General features: G+C 63.5%; 14 protein-coding genes and 1 pseudogene. 10 read left to right on the top strand and 5 right to left on the bottom strand.

The annotated features are described in order from the left end of the window. Positions 1–12: 12 nt before the first annotated feature. Positions 13–1,257 carry a multidrug efflux RND transporter periplasmic adaptor subunit MexE gene (gene mexE, locus R6G97_RS07305; RefSeq protein WP_043214066.1) on the bottom strand — a complete coding sequence of 415 codons (1,245 nt, stop codon included), beginning with the start codon at positions 1,255–1,257 and terminating at the stop codon, positions 13–15. 180 nt (positions 1,258–1,437) lie between these two features. Further along, the gene (locus tag R6G97_RS07300; protein WP_043214063.1) at positions 1,438–1,920 is read right to left on the bottom strand and encodes a GNAT family N-acetyltransferase; all 483 of its coding nucleotides are present in this window, start codon (positions 1,918–1,920) and stop codon (positions 1,438–1,440) included. Between the two features lie 145 nt (positions 1,921–2,065). Between R6G97_RS07300 and R6G97_RS07295 the strand changes: the two genes are divergently transcribed. The 3 genes and pseudogenes from R6G97_RS07295 to R6G97_RS24920 form a co-directional block, all read left to right on the top strand. Further along, positions 2,066–2,686, top strand: coding sequence for a LysE family translocator (locus R6G97_RS07295; protein WP_102081731.1), 621 nt, complete (start codon positions 2,066–2,068; stop codon positions 2,684–2,686). Between the two features lie 21 nt (positions 2,687–2,707). Then, positions 2,708–3,583, top strand: coding sequence for an alpha/beta fold hydrolase (locus tag R6G97_RS07290; protein ID WP_317847949.1), 876 nt, complete (start codon positions 2,708–2,710; stop codon positions 3,581–3,583). A gap of 54 nt (positions 3,584–3,637) precedes the next feature. Then, positions 3,638–3,733: pseudogene (locus R6G97_RS24920) on the top strand (AraC family transcriptional regulator); the annotation flags it as partial. A gap of 11 nt (positions 3,734–3,744) precedes the next feature. On the opposite strand, the gene R6G97_RS07285 reads toward R6G97_RS24920, so the two are convergent. Beyond that, on the bottom strand, positions 3,745–4,443 hold the full coding sequence (locus tag R6G97_RS07285; protein WP_043214056.1) for a pirin family protein: 699 nt from the start codon (positions 4,441–4,443) through the stop codon (positions 3,745–3,747). 220 nt (positions 4,444–4,663) lie between these two features. Here R6G97_RS07285 and R6G97_RS07280 point away from each other — a divergent pair, with 220 nt between their 5' ends. Beyond that, positions 4,664–7,135, top strand: coding sequence for a UvrD-helicase domain-containing protein (locus tag R6G97_RS07280; RefSeq protein WP_317847948.1), 2,472 nt, complete (start codon positions 4,664–4,666; stop codon positions 7,133–7,135). Here R6G97_RS07280 and R6G97_RS07275 read toward each other — a convergent pair. Beyond that, positions 7,129–12,099 (bottom strand): dermonecrotic toxin domain-containing protein, encoded by a 4,971-nt coding sequence (locus R6G97_RS07275; protein ID WP_317847947.1) that lies wholly within the window; start codon positions 12,097–12,099, stop codon positions 7,129–7,131. The two genes, R6G97_RS07280 and R6G97_RS07275, sit on opposite strands and share 7 nt — an antisense overlap. Positions 12,100–12,292: 193 nt before the next feature. Between R6G97_RS07275 and R6G97_RS07270 the strand changes: the two genes are divergently transcribed. The 6 genes from R6G97_RS07270 (at position 12,293) to R6G97_RS07245 (ending at position 18,455) form a co-directional block, all read left to right on the top strand. Then, entirely contained in the window at positions 12,293–13,219 is a 927-nt protein-coding gene (locus R6G97_RS07270) for an alpha/beta fold hydrolase (protein ID WP_043214052.1), read from the top strand. Positions 13,220–13,303: 84 nt separating this feature from the next. Next, complete coding sequence (locus R6G97_RS07265; RefSeq protein ID WP_043214049.1) at positions 13,304–13,714, top strand: VOC family protein; 411 nt, start codon at positions 13,304–13,306, stop codon at positions 13,712–13,714. A gap of 125 nt (positions 13,715–13,839) precedes the next feature. Further along, complete coding sequence (locus R6G97_RS07260) at positions 13,840–14,505, top strand: DUF2238 domain-containing protein (RefSeq protein WP_317847946.1); 666 nt, start codon at positions 13,840–13,842, stop codon at positions 14,503–14,505. Positions 14,506–14,568: 63 nt separating this feature from the next. Beyond that, positions 14,569–15,894, top strand: coding sequence for an erythromycin esterase family protein (locus R6G97_RS07255; RefSeq protein ID WP_317847945.1), 1,326 nt, complete (start codon positions 14,569–14,571; stop codon positions 15,892–15,894). Between the two features lie 4 nt (positions 15,895–15,898). Then, entirely contained in the window at positions 15,899–16,588 is a 690-nt protein-coding gene (locus tag R6G97_RS07250; protein WP_090342568.1) for a phosphoribosyltransferase, read from the top strand. A 190-nt stretch (positions 16,589–16,778) separates the two neighbouring features. Then, complete coding sequence (locus tag R6G97_RS07245; protein ID WP_317847944.1) at positions 16,779–18,455, top strand: MFS transporter; 1,677 nt, start codon at positions 16,779–16,781, stop codon at positions 18,453–18,455. A gap of 39 nt (positions 18,456–18,494) precedes the next feature. Here the strand turns inward: R6G97_RS07245 and R6G97_RS07240 are convergent, their stop codons facing one another. Next, positions 18,495–19,064 (bottom strand): hypothetical protein, encoded by a 570-nt coding sequence (locus R6G97_RS07240; protein WP_043214041.1) that lies wholly within the window; start codon positions 19,062–19,064, stop codon positions 18,495–18,497. Positions 19,065–19,119: the final 55 nt, after the last annotated feature.

Below are 19,119 nucleotides of genomic sequence, written 5' to 3'. Positions count from 1 at the left end.
CGGTGGGGTCCCTTAACCGCGCGGTGCCTGGGCACTGGCGACGTTTTCACGAGCGCCGGCGACGGCCGGTGCTGCCTTGTTGCTGGCTTCCAGGGCCTGGCGCTGGCGGGCCAGGGTGGCAAGGGTCTCTTCGCTGGCCATCGGCGTTTCCTGTGGCGTGACCGGCGAGCCGGGGCGTACGCGCTGCAGGCCCTTGACCACGATGCGGTCATCCTTGCTCAGGCCGCTGCGCACGATCCGCAGGCCTTCGAGCTTGGGCCCAAGTTCCACAGCGCGGTAGGCGGCCTTGTTGTCCTTGTCCATGACCAGTACGAACTTCTTGCCAAGGTCGGTGCCCACGGCCTCGTCGTTGATCAGCACGGCGTCGTACTTGGCGCTGCCGACCAGCTTCAGGCGGGCATACAGGCCGGGAGTGAACCGGCCGTCGCGGTTGTCGAACACCGCGCGGCCACGAATGGTGCCGGTGCGTGGGTTGACCTGGTTGTCGACGAAGTTCATCTGGCCCAGGTGCGGATTGCCGGTCTCGTTGGTCAGGCCCAGGTACACCGGGGTGCTCTGGCCGCGTTGACCGTCGCGGGCCAGCTGGGTGTACTTGAGGTAGACCCGCTCGTCGGCGTCGAAGTAGGCGTAGACCTTGTCGGTGGAAACCACGGAGGTGAGCGGCGTGACGTCTGCGGTGACGATGTTGCCGGCGGTGAACTGGGCGCGGCTGACACGGCCGCTGATCGGCGCGGTCACTCGGGTGAAGCTCAGGTTCAGGCGGGCCAGGTCCAGTTGCGCCTGGATCGCCGCGACGCCGGCGCGAGCCTCGGCGGCGGCGCTGCTGCGCGATTCGGCCAGCTCTGCGGAAATCGCGTTGCTGTCACGCAGGCGTTCACCACGACGGGCTTCGTTCTCGCTACGCAGCGCCGTGGCGCGGGCTTGTTGCAGTTGCGCCTCCAGACGGCGTACCTCGGCCTGGAACGGACGCGGGTCGATCTGGAACAGCAGGTCACCTTTTTGCACTTGGGCGCCTTCGGTGAAAGCCACCAGGTCGATCTGGCCGGAGACTCGCGGACGCACCTCGACGGTTTCCGGCGCTTCCAGGCGACCGGTGAACTCGTCCCATTCGTTGATCGGCTGCTCGATCACCTTGGCCACGCTGACCTTGGGCGCGGCAGGAGCCTGTACAGCCTCCGGAGTACGACCGCACGCGGCGATCACCAGCACTGCCAGGGCAGCGAGGGGAAAGCGCAGGGGTTTGAGTGATTGTTCCATGGAGAACTCCGCCAATGATTGGATAGTGGGCGGATTCTGCGAGTCTTGCGCGCGGGGAACGAATCGAACGGCGCGAAGGTTATTATCAAGCGGAATGATATGTGGCCATGCATCATCGATCAGGACACATGGACGCCAGGCGTCCCGGACGGGTAAGGGCCGGGACGCGGCCCCGGGGTCTCAGGTCTGCGCAGCAAATTGCGCCAACCGCTCCCCATCGAGCCGGTAACGCACCCACTCATCCTGAGGCTCGGCGCCGAGGGACTTGTAGAAACCGATGGCTGGCTCGTTCCAGTCCAGCACGCTCCACTCCATACGCCCGCAGCCTTTGGCCACGGCTTCGCGGGCAATGTGCCGCAAAACTTGCCGCCCGGCGCCGTCGCCGCGTTGTTCGGGCGTGATGTAAAGGTCTTCCAGGTAGATGCCGTTGCGTCCAAGCCAGGTGGAGTAACTGTAGAAGTACACGGCAAAGCCAATGGCCACACCGTCGCGCTCACAGATCAGGCTGTGGACGGTGCTGCCTTCGTCGAACAGGCTGTGTTCGATGTCGGCAACGGTGGCCACCACTTCATGGCGCGCGCGTTCGTATTCGGCAAGCTCAGTGATGAAGGCGAGGATTTGCGCAGCATCGGTACGCACGGCAGGGCGAATGGTCAAGCTCATGTGCAGACGTCCTTGAGGGGGCAGGGCAAGTCGTTTGAAGCAGATACAGTCATGTGTATCGGTGCAATTTGTTGCAACTGTACGGGTCGCGCAGAAAAGCGCTCGGCTAGTGTGACAACACAACAACCCTTTGTGGAAGCCTGCCATGCTTGGATCAGCCGATCTGCTCACCGCCTTCGTGCTCTTTGCCTTCGTTTCATCGATCACCCCAGGGCCGAACAACACCATGCTGCTGGCTTCGGGGGTGAACTTCGGTGTGCGCCGGTCGATCCCTCATGCCCTGGGTATCAGCATTGGCTTCATGGTGATGGTGCTGGGCGTGGGCTTCGGCCTGGGCCAGTTGTTCACTGCCTGGCCGGCGCTGTACAGCATCCTGCGCTACACGGGCGCCGTGTATCTGCTGTACCTGGCCTGGAAGATCGCCACCTCCGGGCCGATCTCCGGCGATGCCGCACACACACGCAAGCCTCTGGGCTTCTGGGGGGCGGCGGCGTTCCAGTGGGTCAACCCCAAGGCCTGGGTGATGGCAGTGGGGGCGATTACCACCTATACGCCGGCCCAGGGCTATGTGCTCAACGTGATCGTCATCGCAGCCTTGTTCGCACTGGTCAATTTGCCCAGCGTCGGGATCTGGGTGATGTTTGGCAGTGCTTTGCGCAACTTCCTGCAGAACCCGCGCTGGCTGATGCTGTTCAATGTCCTGATGGCCTTGCTGCTGGTGATTTCGCTGTACCCGCTGCTATTTGTAGAATCGGCGTTTTCCTGAACCGATGAGTACACAAGGCCGATGCAGTTGATTCCCTGGTCCCACGAAAGCTCCGAAGGTTTCACCTTGCGTGGCTGGCGCTCGCCAGCCAGCGGGCGGCCCTTGTTGCACTTCATGCACGGCAACGGTTTTTGCTGCCTGGCCTACCAGCCCTTGCTGATGCACTTGGGTGAACACTTCGATCTGTGGCTGAGTGATGTTCAGGGGCATGGCGACAGTGACCACGGCGGGGTGTTTCGTGGGTGGAATCGCAGCGCGGCGCTGGCGGTGGAAGCCTTCGACGCTGGACGCGGCGAATACGGCGACGTGCCCCGCTTCGCGGTCGGGCACAGTTTTGGCGGGGTGCTGACCGGCCTGATTCTGGCCACTGAGCCGCGCCTGTTCGAGCGCGCCGTGCTGCTGGACCCGGTGCTGTTCAGCCGTCGCATGATCGGCGTGATGGGTGCCGCCGCGCTGGTCGGGCTGCACCGTCGCCATGCCCTGGCACGCAAGGCTGCGACCCGCCGCAGCCACTGGCCGGATCGGGAGGCGGCGTTGGCCTCGCTGCAAGGGCGTGGCATTTTCAAAGGCTGGACCGATGCCTCGTTGCACGCCTATGTGGAGCATGCCATCGGTGAATGTGGTGAAGGTGTCGTGCTCAAGTGCCGGCCTAGCCGCGAGGTCGAAATCTTCAGTTCGTTTCCCGAGCGGATGTGGACCCATCTGACGCGGATCCAGACCCCCACCCGCATCCTTTACGGTGAACATACCTATCCCTTCGTACCCCACTCGGTGCAGCGGCTGGCCGCATTGAACCATCAGGTGAGTGCCCAGCAGGTGGCCGGAGGGCACTGCTTCATGCAGGAAGACCCGGCAGCGGCGGCCGAGCAGGTCATGAGTTTCCTGCAAACCCGCTGAGCCCTTCGACAGTCGGTCCGCTTTGAGCGGAGCATCTGATTAATCGCATCCGGTGAGCTCGCGCCGGACGTGGGCCATGAAAGCCCCAGCGCGTTCAGCGTACTGTTTCGCCGAACGCTTGGGGTTTCACCGTCAGCCTACTTCGGGCGTGAAGGCCGGAGTCAGGCCACATCCACCAGGACGATTTCGCTGTCCTCGATCGCAATGACCCGCAGCACGTCTTCTTGTTCGATGGCCACGCCATCACGCGCCTTGGCCCTGAGCCCATTGACCTCGACCAATCCCTTGGCTGGCACCAGGTAGCCCCGGCGGCCGGCGTCGAAGCGGTACTCGGCGGTTTCACCGGCACGCAAGGTGGCGGCCACCAGGCGCGCGTCGGTGCGGATGTGCAGGCTGTCTTCATCGCCGTCCCGGCCACTGGCCAGGGTCACGAAACCTTCGCCGCGCTCGCCTTTGGGGAAGGGCCGGGTACCCCAGGAAGGCGCTTCGCCGACGCGCTCAGGCATGATCCAGATCTGGAAGATCCGAGTGTCGACCTTTTCCAGGTTGTACTCGCTGTGCACGATCCCGGTGCCTGCGCTCATCACCTGAACGTCCCCCGCCTCGGTGCGGCCTTTGTTGCCCAGGCTGTCCTGGTGGGTGATGGCGCCTTCACGTACATAGGTGATGATTTCCATGTCGCGGTGCGGGTGAGGCGGGAAGCCGCTGCCCGCCGCGATCAAGTCATCGTTCCAGACCCGCAGGTTGCCCCAGCTCATGCGCGCTGGGTCGTAGTACTCGGCGAACGAGAAATGATGATGGGCATCGAGCCAGCCGTGGTTGGCGTGGCCGAGGCTTTCGAACGGGCGCAGTTGCAGCATGGTCGTGCTCCTTGAATGGATGGAATGGCGTCATGATGCGCCAAACAAAGATCGAAAATAAGCGTAAATATCGGCTTGTTTTTATCTATTTATTAGATTCTTTTAGGTGCGCAAATACATGCGATTCATCGCCTAATACCCTGATCTGAAAGCATTCGCTGGCGATTTTTTACGGATGAGGTGAACATGGCCCGCTGATTCGATCTTCAACGGAGTGACTGTGTCCCACGAGCATCCCCCGGCTCCGGCCGAGCTGACGCCACCCGCCCAACTGCCTTGGTTTCGCCGCTTGGCCGCCCGCCTGTTGGGCCGCGGCCTGACCCGATTGCAGGCACAGCACCGCGACTCCTGGTTCCTGGGCCATGTCACCGGCCAGCGCAGCGGCCATGCCGATGGCCTGCGTGAAGGCTACGAGCGTGGCCGCGTCGAGGGCTATGAGGCGGGGCGCCAGGTGCTGGTGATTCGTGACCTGCGCCCCGAGGCGGCGGCCGTTCCCGGCCAGGACTCCAACCTGTTCGACGACTGGCGTCTCCCACTGACCGCCGAGCTGAAAAAACGCTTCAAGGCTGATGTTGCCCAGCGCCTGCCAGCTTCGGCCCAACCCAGCGCCGCCCAGTGGAAGCTGATCTTCAGCGACACCCCCTCCACTTGTGTGGTGGCCGGCGCCGGCGCGGGCAAGTCCACCTCCCTGGTGCTGCGCATCCTGTTGCTGCGCCATTACCTGGGCTATGAGCTGGACGCCATGACCGTGGTGACCTTCACTCGCGAATCGCGCAAGGATTTCATCAAGCGCCTGGTGCAGGTCTTTGCCCTGTGGCAGCTCGACCTGCAGCCAGCCCAGGCCCGGGAACTGGTGCGCACCTTCCATTCCCGCATCCTGCCGTTGGTGCGCAGCCTGCCAGGCTTCGGCCAACTGCGGGCCTTCGAGACCCTGGGCCAGGAACTGCCCGCAGGTGGCGAAGCCAACGCCGACGGCAACCCGTTCGACCTGCGCCTGAACGATGCCCAGCGCCAACAGCTCAATCTCTGCTACCGCGATCTGTTGCAAGCCAGCCCCCGCTTCGCCGAGCTCATCGGCACGTTGCGCCGGGAGGCATTGCAGCTAAAACCCCTGGACCCCGACCACCCCGATGTGCAGAAGCGCGGACAAGTGACCCAGTTGGCGGCCCAGCGCGACGAAGAACTGTGCGACGTGATCGAGGACCTGTGGTTCGCCGCGGGGGCCTGGCCGATCAAAGGCATCGAGCCCTGTCGCGACACGGTGCAGATCCGTGGCAGTCGTTTTCATGTGCATGGCCGTTTGGAAGGGCTGGACGCCTGGGTGGTGCTCGGTTTCGACCCATCCGAAAGTGCCCAGTACCAACGCCCCGGCGCCAAGCTCGGGGTGCGGGCGGAGTGGGCTGTAAAGCGAACGTTGTTTCAAGCTTTCTGCGATAAGCCACTGATATGGCTAGACAATTACACCTCCGCAAAGCGCCTGGCAGCTTCGCTGGCCGGTGATGCGATAGCGGGCCCCGGCTTTGAGTACAAGGTCAAAGGCGAGCTGGCACCGGCGCCGCTTCTGGATGCGTTCGTCGCAGCCGCCAGCTTCATCGAGAACCTGGGGCTGGAAGTGAACACTGCGGTGGCCGGCATGAGCTTCTCGGCCGATGACAGTGATGCAGCGTTCTTCGAGGCGTTGGCATTGTTCTGGAAAGCCCTGGAGGCGCACCTGCTGGCCCAGTCGCCACCGGTAATGACCTACAACCGTATGTTCGCCCTGTTCGGCGAGAACAATCCGGAGAACTTGCGCCTGTTGCCCGACCCGCTGCTGCGCCCGCTGGCGCACCTGATGATCGACGAGTTCCAGGATGTCTCCCCGCAGATCGTCAGTTGGCTACGGGCGAGCCTGGCCGAGATCCGCCGACGTGGCCCGGCCATGCACCTCGGGTGCAACGCCGGTCACAGTTCATTGATGTGCGTGGGGGACGACTGGCAATCGATCTACGGCTGGCGGGGCAGCTCGCCGAAATACTTCATGGAGTTCACCAAGGCGTTTCCGTCACCGGCCAATACCCGAGTCATGTTGGTGGAGAACTACCGCAGCCAGCAGCACATCATCGATGCCGCCGAGCACTTGGTCAAAGGCGCGCCGGCCATCACCGGCAAGAAGGCCAAGGCCAGTGGTCTGGCCGCCGAGCTGCCGTTGTCGCCGGTCAAAGTCTTCGACCGCGATGAGGCAGCCCTGGCCGAGACCTTGATGGAGCATTACGCGCGTGGCGAAACGGTGATGATGCTGTTTCGAAGAAGTTCGGATAAGTCTTTGATAGAGCAGCATTTATCGTCTGTTTATAAAGCTGATTCTAGCTTGCCGCCCGACCAACGTCGGCTGCGCCAGCTCACTTATCACAGCGCTAAAGGGTTGCAGGCCGATGCCGTATTCATGCTCGGCGACTGTCAGTACCTGACCAGCTCGCCGTACAAGAACCAGGCGTACCGCATGGCCGGTCTGGGGCGTGCCGGTGATGCCCAGCCGTTCGACACGGCGCAAAAGGAAGAGGTGCAGCGCCTGGCCTATGTCGCGGTGACCCGCGCGGTCAGGCACTGCTATTGGCACGTGGAAGCCGCCAACGGCGAGTCGGCGGGTGCGCCTCGCGCGTCCGGCCAGGTGGCTGGCCGGCACGCGTTTTTCGAAGACCTCCGCGGTCAATGAGCGTTCGGGTCCTGTTGCTTGGTCAGCTCGAGCAGCAGGGCCTCTTCCTCTTCCCGACGAGCTTTGAGCAGTACACTGGTCGCTTTGAGATGCACGCCCTCGTTGACCGCTACCCGGCGCGGCTGGCCAGCTGCATCCAATGGCTGCTCTGGCAATACGGGCTCCAGCACCTTGATCACGGCCTCGTCCAGAAATTCGACAGGCTCCGCTTCAGAATCCATGCAGTACTCCAGGTAATCCAGGCCTGACTGCCAGCGCTTGGTCAGGGCGTCGAAGTCTTGGGCATAGCGATCTTTGAGAAACCGCTGCCAGCTCGGCTCTGTGGCGATCCAGACCTGCCGCGGCCCGTCGCTTTTTTCGTCCTCCTCGAACCGTTCGACGGCGTTCACCACCTCGTCCGCCGTGTGATCGGAGATCATCGCGGTCTGACGGTAGAGCATCTCGTGGCTAGGCTCTGGAAATTCCAGCCGAGCAGCTACTGCCTGACGCAAGGCCAAGCGTATTTCGATGTCATCGACCAGGCTTTGCCCCAATTGCTCCAGACCGATGTCATCCAGCGGATCGAGGGGAGGAAGTGCTGGGAGAGGCCCCCTCTGCATGGCTGGGAGGTTTTTCCATTCAAGGTATTGCGCCTGACGTTTCAGCCGGGTTGCATAGATACGCGATGCCAGCTTGTTTACTTGGTGGCGCCGGTACAGGCGACCGTAGAAGGTGAACAAGCGTGGCCCGGCAACCTCACCATCGGTGCTTTCGTCATACGCCAAGACTTCTACCTCGAGGGTACTCAGCCCGTCGGTAGCCGCATCGCCGCAGGTGGTCGGGAACTCACTGGCGATCCGATCCAGATGGGCACGCAAGTGTTCATCCTGGCTCGCCGTTTCCAGCAACCCCCAGATTTGCCGGGCCAACCCTTGCGGGCTGGTCCGTGCCTGTGCCGAGCGTCCGGAGCGCTCGATGACCTCACGTAGGTACGGGTAGGCGCCATCCTCGAACATGTGGTTCCACAATTCGCGTTGCGCGTCGGTCGCGTTAGCCAGCCACTGCACCGGCGCGACTTCAGGGGGCACTGCGGGCACGTTCGCCGCCGGGGGCTGAGGTAGCAGCTCGCGTGTTTCCAGAATCCTGACGCCTGCTCCACGCAAGCGCTCGGCCGTCTCTTCGGGGATACCGTTGTCGAAGAAGGTCCAGATGATCAAGCGCCTGCCGGTGCGCAATTCGTTGACGAAGTGGCTTTGCAGGATCCGCTCAAGCGCCGGGAACTCGGTGATGTGATTGTTGCTCAGCTGCAGGTCGCGCAATCGGCAGTCTTGCCGCTCCATCAGTTCGGTCAGGCCGGTCGGCCATTGGGTGAGCAGGCAGTCGTCCAGGTAGAGCCCTTCGAGATTGTGCAGTTCACCCAGCAGCGGGGCGTTTCCCAGTGGATTGTCCGAGAGACTCAGTTCGCGCAGCGATGTCATCTGGCTGAAATGCGCTGCCAAGCCGGGGGTGAGGTCGATGGCGTTGGTGTTGAGTTGCAGTATCTGCAGCGGCAGCCTGGCCAGCATCTGCATGTCGGCAACGCTCAGGGTCAAACCGGCATGGGAGATGTGCAACGTGTGCAGGTGTCGCATGGCGCCCAGTACCTCGCGGGCCGCTGCATCCAGTTGCTGGAGCGGTGTGCGGTTAAGGGCCAGCGCTCGTAGCCCTGGCGCGCTGCGCAGTGCCCGGAACAGGGCGCGTGTGTCCAGTTGCGGGTTATTGGCCAGCTCCAACCGTTGCAGGTTCGGAAAGCTCTGCAGGAAGTCCTCTGGAATCGTCTGCAAATGCACACTGTCCATGGAGAGCTCGGTGATATGGGGAAACGGGACTGGCAACGAAGGCAGGGTATCGAGCACCAGATAGTCCAGATGCAGGTGCTGACCACCCTCGCGGCTCCACGTGCGGTTGAGCAGGCGGCTGAGCCTGCGGCGGTTATCGTATTCATCCTCCGTGCCCGTATCGGTCCAGTTTTGCAGCGTTTCGGCCAGGGTGGTGCGTTGTTCACCCAACACCCTGATTTGCCCCGCAACATCGCCGTGGCGGGCCATGTCTCGGGCCAGCGTACGGATCTGCTCCCGGTTGAGCCCCGGATACAGGCTTTGCAGGTGGGTATGGATAGCGTCCCTGCCGCTTCTTAGCAGGTTGGAAAAACGGAATCTGCCGCTCAGCGGATAGCCCGCCCGCCCGTCGCTCAGGCGCATCGGCGAGCGCCAACGAGGCTTGATCGGTTGCTGGCCTATCAATCGAGCTGCCAGGTTCCGGTCTGCCTGCGCCGCTGCAAGACGTTCATCCGGGCTGGCATCGGGTTGTTCCACCGCCAAGGCGTCAGCCAGGCGCTGGCTGTCGGCGTTGGCCAGGTCTGCCCGATTAAGCCCCAACAAGGCCCGATCCAGCCGCGCACGGGCCTGAAGGCGCCGTGCTTCCTCGGCGATGCGCAACGACACGCGGCCTGCTGCCAGGCGCTGTTTTTCGGTGGCGCTGGCGTTGTCGATGATCGCGTCCAGGGCATCGACGGGTAAGCCACCAAACTGACGGGCCAACACTTGGGCTGGCGCACTCAAGGCCGGTTGGCGACTTTTATAGAGGCTTTCGAACATTGACGCGCGCTGGCCCGCCAAATGATTGGCCAGGATCTCGTTGAGGGCCGAGGCGTTTTGTTCGTTCACGTTATGGCCCGACAGTAGCGCACGGATGGCCTGCGGGGCCATCTGCGATATGACCGTCTGACTGAGTTGGCCCTGTTCCAGCTCGGTGCGCGTAATCTTGATTTGCACCTCGCCAGCGGTTTGTGCAGCGCCATATCGAGTGGCGTTACCGGTTGACTCTGCGCCTTCGAAAGCGAGGATCACATGATCCTCAGGCCAGCCTGCCAATGTGGGCAGGGCCGGAAGCGCATAGTGCTTGTAGGCGGCAAGCGGCTTGGCGTGGCGCACACGGGAAATGACATCGTCAGTCTCCTGGTCGGTGCGCAAACGCTTGAGCGCGTCGATGAGCAGCGCCGGTGGCCGTTGTCCATCGATGTGCACGCGACGCAGCACATCGGCATCGGTACCGGTGGCAGCCATGGCCGTGATCAGGTCGGTATCTTCCAGCCCGTCGGTCACAGGCCCGAGACGACGCATCAGTTGAAGATCGCTCCAGTCCAGCGGTTGTTCCAGGGTCAGACGCCAAGCACCGTGGCCGTTATGGCTCAGGCGCGGACGGTAGGCATCGGTGGAATCGGGTTGGAGCAGGGACCACTCGCCGTGCTCGCTTTGTTCGAGGGCATACATATGGCCTTCTATGCGTACGTAGTGCTTACCGTCCAGCGTATACAGGCCTTGAGCATCGGCAGACAGCTCGGCAGGCAGCTCGACAGGGCTCTGGTAAGCCGTAAGATCAGGGCGCCACAGGCGTTCTTCCCCATCGTGTCGGATCGATTGCAGGGCATCGACGAAGCCCGACGCCTTCAGTGCCTTGAGGCCGGCACCAAGGGTTGCTGCGCTGGCGATGTCGACCGCGATGGATTCCACCTGGGCCAGGGCCTGGGCGGTATCGTCGTCCTCCCAGGCTTCGATGCCATGGAACACGCTGCCCATGATTTGCGCTGCACCGATGGTCATCATGATCGGGTTGAGCAGCGGAACGAACATCGCCGCGACGTTAAGCACGTCCAGCCCCACCGACAGCCAGTGCTCCAGACGCTCCAGGCGCGACTTGGAATCGGCATCGGCGGTGGGTACCGCAATGCTGGCGGCATCGCTCTTGAGTCGGCGTACGTGGTCGCGGTGCAGGGTGACCCAGGGAGCATCGGGCAATGCCACGCGCTCATAGAGGAGCCTGGGCGCCTTCTTGTTCAGCCGGACCTTGCGTCCGAACAAGCGCTTTTGGACGAACAAGGCCTGACGCAGCTTGGTGGTCAACTCGCCTTGCAGGTTGTGAGGGGCGAAGCCGATCATCAAGCGCAACAGGTCAGTGTCCTGCATGCGCTTGGCGAGATCGCTTGCCGCTTGGCTCGCCGACGGATACTCCTGCAAAGGCGCATCCGGTGCGCCGGGAATGTAGACCATGCACGGGTTGGTCCCCTCCACCTGGTCCGGGCCGATCACCAACACTTCGTTCAGGGGCGTCTTGAACAGGTTGACGCGCCAGCATTTCAGAGTGTGGCCTTGGGAGTTCGGCTTGGCGGCGTTCTCGCACAGTTGCATGAGCGCAGCATGCCCTGCGTCGCTCACCTTTTCACGCAGTCGGGCAATCCATGCCTGGACCCGCAGCTCGTCCTGGCTGGCCTGGATGGACAGGCGCTGGATCCAGGCCGAGGCAGGACCGTCATAGAGGGCGCTGAGATGCGTCTGGTACTGCCGACCAAGGTCCAGGTCGCGGCAGATTTTGACGAATCCGGCAGCGGTCAGCCCGGCCACGGGGCCTGTCACCGGGCTGGCGTCGTTCTTGCTGCGCTGCAAGGTACTGAAGGGGCCGGCTTCGTCCGCGCTTTCGAAATTGTGCAGCGCCGCTTCCAGCAGGCTGAGCCTGCGCGGCTTGCCCTCGGGGTCGCGTTCATAGCGTGCTGTGTCAGTCTGTGCGGCAACGGCGGCGGTCGTTTCTGTGAGCACCTCGATGATTTGCCTGAACGGCTGGAAGTGGTACTGCGCCTGATCGACGGGCTGATCGATGCCCAAGCGCGCTTCGAGCAGTGGCTTGCAGAAGTCAGTGATGCCCTTGAGTGGCTTCAGCGCATCCTGGAGGGTCCTGCGGCTGGCGTCCCGGCGGTCGATGGCAGTGTTCAGAGCCTGTTGATCCTCGGCGCTGGCTTTGGTGTACCAGGCGTGGGCGCTGCCATCGGCCTGGAGATAGTCCTTGCGCAGCCGGCTCAGCAGGTCGGGCACGCGCTGGGCGGGCAGGGCCTTGCACCAGGTCGGCAAGGAACGAACGATCTGTGCGTGATGGAAGGGGGGCTCGGTGGTCATGGTCAACTCCATTACAAAGAGCTGCCATTGAGCGGTCTCGGTGCGTGGCGCGGGTGATAGCGAGATAACACCCAAGGGGTCGGTGTCGAACACGTTACCGTCGGTCGCGGGCCAGCGAGCCTAGGCTGCCTGCGCCAAGGTAGGTTACCGGCCTGATGCGCGGGTGCCAGGCCAAAGCCAAGGGAGAGAGTTCATGCGTTCGCAGTGCAGTCCCAAGGATCACCTGCTAGACCTCGATGGCGTCGAAATTGCCGTGCGTTGCTGGGGGCCGGAGGACGGCATCCCCGTGCTCGCCTTGCACGGCTGGTTGGACAATGCCGCTTCGTTCGAGCGGCTGGCACCTTTGCTCGATGGGTGCTTCGTGGTGGCGCCGGACCTGGCCGGCCATGGTCGGTCGGACCACCGGCGCGATGACAGCGGCTATTACTTGTGGGAACACGCCGAGGACATGCTGGCCGTTGTCGACAGCCTGGGGCTCGGGCATTTTCATGTGGTGGCCCACGGCATGGGCACCGGCATCGCTTCGCTGCTGGCGGCGCTCACCAGCAGCATCGCCAGCATGATCTTCCTCGATGGCATGGGCGTGCCGTTTACCGTGGCGGCCGATGACCGCGTCCAGCACCTGGCCCGGGCCTACCGTCTCAAGCGTATGGTCCGGCGCAGCCGGCTGCAGGGGTTCGCCGAGCCTGGCGGCTGTCAGTTCGATGACGTGGAGTCGGCGTTGATGCAGCGGCGCAACCGTCTGGACAGTACGTTGTCGAGCGAGGCGGCACGTCTTTTGGCGTTACGCGATCTGCTGCAGGTGGGCGATGGCTACTGCTGGCGCCACGACCCGCGCCTGGTCTTGCCCGAACCGATGCCGTTGACCGAGCATGAGGCCTGTGACTTGCTCCGCCAGATTGCCTGCCCGCTGTACCTGATGCTGGGGCGCCAGGGGGCGTTCGCTGGCGACGGCTTCGAGCAGCGCCAGGGCGCCTTGCCCGAGCATGCCCGGATCACCTGGCACCCAGGTGGTCATCACTTCCATCTTGAGGCGCCTGACCGAGCGCTGGTCGACCAGATCCTGCGGGTGCTGGCCAGCCACGACAGCGCCCAGTTGCAGCGTCTGGTCAACGAGTAAGCAAAAGGCGGGGCTGTCGGCAGGCGTTGGGATGGGCTATGTTGCCTGGGTACCCTTTCAGGGTCCGCCATATGGAGCAGCGGCATGCCACCTTTCGCCATCCGGCACATCGATCATATCGTCCTGCGGGTCCAGGATCTGGAGCGCAGCATCGCCTTCTACCGCGACCTGCTCGGCTGCCAGGTGAGCCGAACGCGTGAGGATCTAGGAATGGTCCACCTGGCGGCAGGGACTGCGATGATCGACCTGGTGACCCTCGACGGTCCCCTGGGACGCCCGGGCGGGCCGGCGGCGAACGGGCAGGGCAACAACCTTCATCACTTCTGCCTGCGTATCGAGCCGTTCGACGAGCAAGCCCTGACCACCTATCTGCAAGCGGCCGGCGTGACCGTCGAACCTGCGCAGAAGCGCTACGGCGCCGAGGGCGAAGGCCTGTCGCTGTATTGCTTCGACCCGGACGGCAACCAAGTGGAACTCAAGGGGCCGCTGACTTGAACAGGGGGCAGTCGTGCCTCCCAGCGCCTATGAAGAGTACTCAGCTGCGCTAGGCGCTGGCTCAGGTTCAGAACCTCTTCGAAGGAATGACTCTAAGAGGAAACGGCCCTACGAAGAGCACCGCCGTGGTTCGACAGTCGATTGGCTCACCCGCTACCCCAGCTCAAGCGCTGGCCCTGCTGCTTCTGGCCCTGGCGATGATCGTGGTTTCAGGCGTGGCGCCTGCCCACCGCGCCGACTGGCTGATGGAAAACATCGTCCCCTTGGCCTTGCTGCTGGCGCTGGTGTCGGGTTGGCGCTGGCTGCGCCTGTCACCGTCGGCCTATGTTGCGATCGTGCTGTTGTTCGCCATCCATGAACTGGGCGCACATTACACCTATGCCCAGGTGCCCTATGACCGTTGGGCCAAGGCAGTATCGGGCCACTCCCTGGATGCTGCCCTGGGCTGGCAGCGCAATCAGTACGACCGCCTGGTGCACCTGAGCTATGGTCTGCTGTTCTATCGGCCGCTGCGCGAAACCCTGTGGCGCCTCACTGTGCTGCGGGGCGCCTGGCTGGTCGTGCTGACGCTCACTGTGGTGCTGGCCACGTCGGCCCTGTACGAGTTGATCGAATGGGTGGGGGGCCAGTACGTGGGCAAGGACACCGCCCAGGCCTTCGTCGCCACCCAGCGTGACCCGTGGGATGCACAGAAGGACATGGCACTGGCGCTGCTCGGCGCATTGACGAGTAGCGTGCTGGTCGGCCTGTGGCGCGCCTGGCGCGATCGTCGACCGCCGATGCAATGCTGAGGAACATCGCCGGCACTGCTGGCGTCTTCCGGGATATCGGAGCGCGGCCAACAGGAGGTGATCATGTCCGCTCAAGCCAATGCCCGCGAGGCCGCAGACAGCACACTGCTGGAGCTGTTGCGTCGCCATGCCGAGCCGTTGCCGCATATCGATACCCCGATGTTCGGCGCTCTGTTCGACCGATACGCCAATGCCAAGGTGGTGCTCATCGGCGAGTCCAGCCATGGCACGCGGGAGTTCTACCGAACCCGGGCGGCGATCACTCGGCATCTGATCGAGCGGCACGGCTTCAACATCGTGGCCGTGGAAGCCGACTGGCCCGATGCGGGCCAGCTCGATCGCAAGGTCAGGGGGATCGACCCCATGCCGGTCCAAGACCCGGCTTTCGGCCGCTTTCCCAGCTGGATGTGGCGCAACGCCGAGGTGAGCGAGTTCATCACCTGGCTGCGCGGCCACAATCACACCCTGCCGCTTGCCGAGCGCACCGAGTTTCGCGGCCTGGACATCTACAGCTTGCGAAATTCGATGGCACAGGTGCTCAGCTACCTGGACCGCACCGATCCCGCGTTGGCCCACCAAGCCCGCCAGCGATATGGCTGTCTCACGCCTTGGCAGGACGACCCGGCCCTGTACGGACATTTTGCCGAGCGCGCAGGCCAGGCCCCCTGTGAGGACGCGGTCGTGCAACAGCTCAACAGCTTGCTCGCCAAGCGTCTGGCAGATGACGGCGAAGCGTTTTTCAGCGCTACCCAGAACGCCCGGGTGGTGCGTGCCGCCGAGCAGTATTACCGCGCCATGTATCGTGGCGGGGCGGCGTCGTGGAACCTGCGGGACAAGCACATGTTCGACACGCTCCAGGCCGTGCTCGCCCATCGGGGTGCCTCGGCCAAGGCCGTGGTCTGGGCGCACAATTCCCATATCGGTAATGCTGCCGCCACGCTGATGGGCTGGCGCGGCGAGTTCAACCTGGGCCAACTGTGTCGCACCGCTCTTGGTCGTGAGGCGGTGCTGATTGGCATGAGCACCGACCGCGGCCAGGTCGCGGCAGCCGATGACTGGGACGGCGAGGTGCGCATCCAGGAGGTACTGCCTTCGCGGCCGGACAGCTGGGAGCGGCGCTGGCTCGATGCCGGCGTTCCCGCCTCGTTGACCGACTGGCGCGGGGACGGCGCCGAGGCCCTGCGCGACGCGCTGAGCGGGACCTTGCTGGAGCGCGCCATCGGGGTGATCTATCGGCCGCGCACCGAGCGCCAGAGCCATTATTTCGAGGCGGTCCTGGGCGAGCAGTTCGACGCCTTGGTATGGATCGAGCAGACCAACGCCCTGACGCCACTGCCGGTACCAGCCGGTGTCAGCCACGAGGACGATACCTTCCCATTCGGAGTGTGAAGCCATGAAGCCTGATGTTTCTGCGCACGTGTTGTTCAAGGACCGTCGCCAGGCCGGGCGGGCTTTGGCCCAGGCACTTAAACCCCGTCTGCAGGGGCGGCCTCTGGTGCTGGCATTGCCGCGTGGTGGCGTGCCGGTCGCCTTCGAGGTGGCCAAGGCGCTGGGTGCACCGCTCGATGTTGTGCTGGTGCGCAAGATCGGCGCGCCAGGTAATGAAGAGTTTGCCCTTGGCGCGGTGGCCGAGGGCAATCCGCCGTACTGTGTGGCTGACCAGGCGATGATGGCGCTGTTTGGCGCCACGCAGGTCTGGTTCGATGCCGAGCGAGACCGACAGTTGCTGGAAATCGAACGTCGACGGCAGGTGTATTGCGGCGATCGGCGGCCTGAAATCAGCGGGCACGAAGTGGTGCTGGTGGACGATGGTATTGCCACCGGCAACACCGCCCGGGCTGCATTGCTCGCCCTGATTGCCGCCGGGCCGTCGCGGTTGCTGTTCGCGGCGCCCGTAGGGGCGCGGGAGGCGCTGGCCATGCTGAGCCCGTTGGTAGATGAGCTGGTCTGTCTGGAAGCGCCCGAGCCGTTTCGCGCGGTGGGTCTTCACTACGAGCAGTTTGATCAGACCCGCGATGAAGAGGTGGTGCGGTTGCTGGCACAGAGCCGGGCATTTGAATCGGCGCCATCTGTTCGCGGGTAAATCGCCTGGGCGAACGCCCTGTGGTCGGTGTGCCATGGCTACATCGGCAAAGCCGATTATGCTTCAACTGACCTTGTTGCGACCCTTGGCGCTTCGCCTGTCGTGTTTCGCGCAAGTCCTAGGGCCTGGGTGTACGGGATGAGTGCATGAGAGGCACCTGCGGCCTGCAACCTAGAGACGGAGGCAACCCATGGCGGTCATCGACAGCACATCCACAGGCAGCGCGCCCCAGCGTGGCATCACTCGGGAGGAGCGCAAGGTCATCTTCGCTTCATCCCTCGGCACCGTGTTCGAGTGGTACGACTTCTACCTCTACGGCTCCCTGGCGGCGATCATCGCCAAGCACTTCTTCGCCGGGGTCAACGAGACCACTTCCTTCATTTTCGCCTTGCTGGCCTTTGCTGCCGGGTTTGCCGTGCGGCCGTTCGGGGCCATCGTGTTCGGCCGTTTGGGCGACATGATCGGGCGCAAGTACACCTTCCTCATCACCATCGTCATCATGGGCCTGTCCACCGCGGTGGTCGGCGTGCTGCCCGGCTATGCCGCCATCGGCGTGGCGGCGCCGATCATCCTGATCACCCTGCGGCTGTTGCAAGGTCTGGCGTTGGGCGGTGAGTACGGTGGAGCGGCGACCTACGTGGCCGAGCATGCACCCAAGGGTAAACGTGGTTTCTTCACCTCATGGATCCAGACCACCGCAACCTTGGGCCTTTTCCTCTCGTTGCTGGTGATCCTGGCCTGCCGCACGCTGCTGGGTTCGGAGGCCTTCGAGGATTGGGGCTGGCGCATCCCGTTCGTGCTGTCGATCCTGCTGCTGGCGATCTCTGTTTACATCCGCATGCAGCTCAACGAGTCGCCGGTGTTCATGAAGATGAAAGCCGAAGGCAAGGCTTCCAAGGCGCCGCTGACCGAGTCCTTCGCCCGCTGGGACAACCTCAAGGTGGTGATCATGTCGCTGCTCGGCGGCACCGCCGGCCAGGCAGTGGTGTGGTACACCGGGCAGTTCTATGCGCTGTTCTTCTTGCTGCAGATGCTCAAGATCGACCCGCAGACCGCCAATCTGCTGATCGCAGGCTCGCTGTTGATCGGCACGCCGTTCTTCATCCTGTTCGGCAGCCTGTCCGACCGCATCGGGCGCAAGAAAATCATCATGGCCGGCTGCATCATCGCCGCGCTGACCTACTTCCCGATCTTCAAGGCCCTGACCGAGTACGGCAACCCGGACGTGTTCGTCGCTCAGGAGCAGAACCCGGTGGTTGTGGTCGCCGACCCGGACCAGTGTGCATTCCAGTTCGACCCGGTGGGTAAGGCCAAATTCACCAGCTCGTGCGACATCGCCAAGAGCTTGCTGGCCAAGCGGGCCATACCGTACCAGAACGAACGCGCCGGGCCAGGCAGCGTGGCGCAGATCCGCATCGGCGAGCGGGTGATCCCAAGCTTTGACGGCAGGGCGTTGCCCCCGGCGGACTTCAAGGCCCAGAGCGAGCGTTTCACCGCCACCCTCGGCAGTGCGCTCAAAGAAGCGGGCTATCCTGAAAAAGCCGATCCCGCCAAGACCCACTACCCGATGGTGCTGTTGCTGCTGACCTTGCTGGTGATCTACGTGACCATGGTCTACGGGCCGATCGCCGCATGGCTGGTGGAGCTGTTCCCGGCGCGCATCCGTTACACCTCCATGTCGCTGCCGTACCACATCGGTAACGGCTGGTTCGGCGGTTTCCTGCCGACCGTGGCATTTGCGATGGTGGCCGCGACGGGCGATATCTACTACGGGCTGTGGTACCCGATCGTCATTGCGGTGATGACCGCGATACTGGGGACTTTCTTCCTTCCCGAAACCAAGGATCGGGACATTCATCACGCCTGAGTGGCGCAGTCGAAGGGGCGCTATGCGCCCCTTCGCGGGTCAATCGAAACAGCCGCGCAAGGCGAAGCGGTAACCGATATCGACCCCGGTGGCGCTGCCGCGACCGGGGGTTTTCTTCAGCACAAATTCGAAGGCTGGCTCGTACAAGCCGTCGCGCAGCACGGCACCTGCGAGCACCTCCACGTGGTACCAGCCGTTGTCCAGCTCGATGATGGGTCGACCGGGTTGCTGGTAACGTGCGAGCAAATCGCCCAAGGCCTTGGGCGTGAAGTGCTGCAGAATGCGCCAGGTAAACAGCATCAACGAGCGATTCTGCACCTGAAGCACATAGCCCGGCCGACGGTGCTTGAGGCGGCTGCCGGCGGCGAGCAGGGCGGGGGTGTCGTCGCCCAGGCTGAAGATGATCCGGTAGGGCAGGTTCTCGACCCCGGCCAACGGCAGGACGATGCCCTCGAGCACTGCCTGGTCGCCGCTGTCGCCATGGGTAAAGGCGTGGGCCAGGTCGTCCGGCAGCGCGTGTTCTTCCTTGAAGCGATGAAGCAGCTGGATATCGCCCAGGATGAAGTAGTCGATTAGATCGTTCAGGACTTCGCTGAATTCGTAGCGCATTGGGTTTTCCTTGTTATGGCTGCGCTGGTGAGGGCCGATGACTGTAGCGCAAGGC

It is taken from the genome of Pseudomonas sp. HTZ2 (assembly GCF_033173945.1).
Lineage (GTDB): Bacteria > Pseudomonadota > Gammaproteobacteria > Pseudomonadales > Pseudomonadaceae > Aquipseudomonas > Aquipseudomonas guariconensis.
The sequence above is the reverse complement of the archived record's forward strand: the minus strand, read 5'-3'. Positions and strand labels throughout refer to the sequence as shown.